The following is a 2,713-nucleotide window of genomic DNA, read 5'->3' on the forward strand; positions in this document are numbered from 1 at the left end:
GGGTCCTTCCGGGGCGGGAGATCCTCAGGCCGGCAACTGCGGCGCGCGCTCGGCCAGCCACACCGGGGCGAGCGGGCGCTCAGGGTCGTGCGGGACGGCGAGGAAGAACTCCAGGATCCCCAGGTACGGGGCGAACGGGTGGCCGAAGGGGAACGTGGAGCGCCGCAGTGCGCGCTCGTCCGTCATGTCCGTGATCCGGTCTTCCGCCAGTGCGTACGACTGGGTGAGTGCGACTTCGGTACGTTCGCCGTTCTCGTGCAATACCGGGCACACCTGCAGAGCGTAGGCGGCGCAGGGTTCATGGAGCGGCGGCTCCAGGTAGTACCGGGCGTTGGTCTCGCCGATGAAGACCAGCTGGGCCGTGGGATCGATGGGCCGAGTGCACAGGCCGCACTTCCGTTGGAGCATGAACTCCCGCTGCCGTACCGGACATTGCTCTCCGAACCTAGGTGTGCCGCGCCCCGGCGTGCACTGGCAGGTGAGGTGCCCGCCCCACTCGTGGTCCTGGGCAACGAGGAGCGAACCGTCGTCGTCGGCCTCGTACCAGGCGATATTGCCGGGAACCGGACGCCCGGCACTGTTGCGGGGGAGTTGGGCGACATCGGAAGGCATGGGGATGCTGCGCCACGAGGGCGTCATCGGTCACTCCAGTGAGGAATCGGAGGGCTGGAAAGGGCGCTAGGGGCCAACGGGGCCCTGGGGGCGGGCCGTTGACGCCGTCAGTGGTGGGAACGGTGCTCGGCGGAGCGCGGCTGGTGATGGTCCCGCCTCGCGCTTCCCGGCGCGACCGCTTGCCGCAACAAAGAACACGATACATATAGAAAAATAGTTAAGAAATATTGACGGCTTGATGTCGGCATGTCAGGCTGTTAACACGAAGCCGGGATTCCAGCAGTTCAGGGCGGCGCGGGCCAAGCCCGCCCTCTACGCCTGGATCCCACAGAGGCGTCCGGGCCGCCGACGCTTGCATCTACCGCGACCGAGCGGTCCAGCAGCTCTCCACATCCAGCCGTACCCCCTGGCCCACTCGTTGGCCCCCTCGTGAGGAGACCCGTATGTCCCGTGTCCGTCCCGCCCACCACACCGAGCCCCTCTGGACGCTGGCGCCGCGTCTCGACGCGCTGAGCACCGACCGGGCCGCCGGTGTCCTCCTCGGCGCGGCAGTGGGTGACGCCCTCGGCGTGCCCTACGAGTTCAAACCCCGCCTCCGAGACGACCAGCAGCCTCGGATGATCGGCGGCGGCCTCGGCCCCTACGCCCCCGGGGAGTACTCCGACGACACGCAGATGCACACGTGCATCGCCGAAGTCGCGGCCACCGGACGGGACTTGCGTGACGCGGAAGCGCTCGACGCGATCGCCACCAACTTCCTCGGCTGGATCAGCGGCGGCGCGAGCGACGTCGGATCCCAGACCCGATCCGTCCTCAGCGCCGCCCGCCAGGGCCGGGGAGCCCCCGGGGCCGTCATGCTGGAGGCCTCGCGCCGCTTCACCGCCGCCCACGCCCGCAGCGCCGGAAACGGCAGCCTCATGCGCACGGGCATCGTCGCCCTGGCGTACCTCGACGACCCCCAGGCCATGGCGGAGGCTGCCGCGACCGTCAGCGAACTCACCCACGCCGACCCGGACTGCCTCGATGCCTGTGTCCTGTGGTGCTCCGGCATCCGCGCGGCCGTGCTGAACGGCACCTTCGACGGCGTCCGGGAAGGGCTGGAACTCCTGCCCGAGGACCGGCGGCGGATGTGGGCGGCGCGGCTGGACGAGGCGGAGGCCAACCCGCCGCACCACTTCACCCACAACGGCTGGGTGGTGCACGCCCTCCAGGCCGCATGGTCCGCGATCACCCGCACCGCCGTCCCGGAACTGAGTCCCACCGATGGCAGCTTCCCGGCCGAGCACTTCCGGCTCGCCCTGGAGGCGGCCGTGCGGGCCGGAACCGACACGGACACCGTGGCCGCGATCGCGGGGTCGCTGCTCGGCGCCCGGTGGGGCTGCTCGGCGATCCCGCTGGAGTGGCAGCAGGCCGTCAACGGCCGGCCCCACAACACAGCACCCGATCTCGTCCGGCTCGCCGTCCTCACCGCCCAGGACGGTCAGGAAGACTCCGACGGCTGGCCCTCGGCGCCGCGCGTGCCCTCCCCGCCCGCTTCCCGCCGGGCCCGGACCGTACTGCATCCGGACGACCCGGGCCTGTGGCTTGGCAACCTGGCTGTGACCACCTGCGAGGGCCCCGCTCCGGTGGACGCCGTGGTGTCCCTGTGCCGCGTCGGCACCGGCCCGATCCTCATGGACACGGACGTTGAGCACCACCGTGTATGGCTGGTCGACAAGGACGGCCAGAACGCCAACCTCCACTACGCCATGGACCAGGCGGCCCGGGAGGTGCTCAGACTGCGCCGCGAGGGCAAGCGCGTGCTGCTGCACTGCGTGGCGGGCGAGAGCCGCACTCCCGCCATCGCGGCGATTTACAGCTTCCTGGCGTACGGCACCGATCCGAGCGCGGCGCTGCACGACCTTCACCGCAAGATGCGAGGACAGTGGCGGCTTCCGGCGCACGCGGAGATGTACGACGCGGTGTACGAGCTGACCACCGGCGACGTCCCGCCGCGCAAGCCGCGCACGAGGTCCTGGAGGTCCATGGTGGCGCCCTGGACTTCGTGACCCGGAGCCAACACAGCGGTGCGGGCCTGCCCGAGAAGACTCGCTTCTCGGGC

Annotated in this window: 2 protein-coding genes; one reads left to right on the top strand and one right to left on the bottom strand. The window is 70.6% G+C overall.

The genetic code is table 11. The features are described 5' to 3' along the window. Nucleotides 1-24 precede the first annotated feature (24 nt). Nucleotides 25-639 carry a hypothetical protein gene (locus tag FNH08_RS48520; RefSeq protein ID WP_152778281.1) on the bottom strand — a complete coding sequence of 205 codons (615 nt, stop codon included), beginning with the start codon at nt 637-639 and terminating at the stop codon, nt 25-27. Nucleotides 640-1,055: 416 nt separating this feature from the next. Here FNH08_RS48520 and FNH08_RS48525 point away from each other — a divergent pair, with 416 nt between their 5' ends. After that, on the top strand, nt 1,056-2,660 hold the full coding sequence (locus tag FNH08_RS48525) for an ADP-ribosylglycohydrolase family protein (protein ID WP_152778282.1): 1,605 nt from the start codon (nt 1,056-1,058) through the stop codon (nt 2,658-2,660). Nucleotides 2,661-2,713 lie beyond the last annotated feature (53 nt).

The organism is Streptomyces spongiae, from assembly GCF_009377185.1.
GTDB lineage: Bacteria > Actinomycetota > Actinomycetes > Streptomycetales > Streptomycetaceae > Streptomyces > Streptomyces spongiae.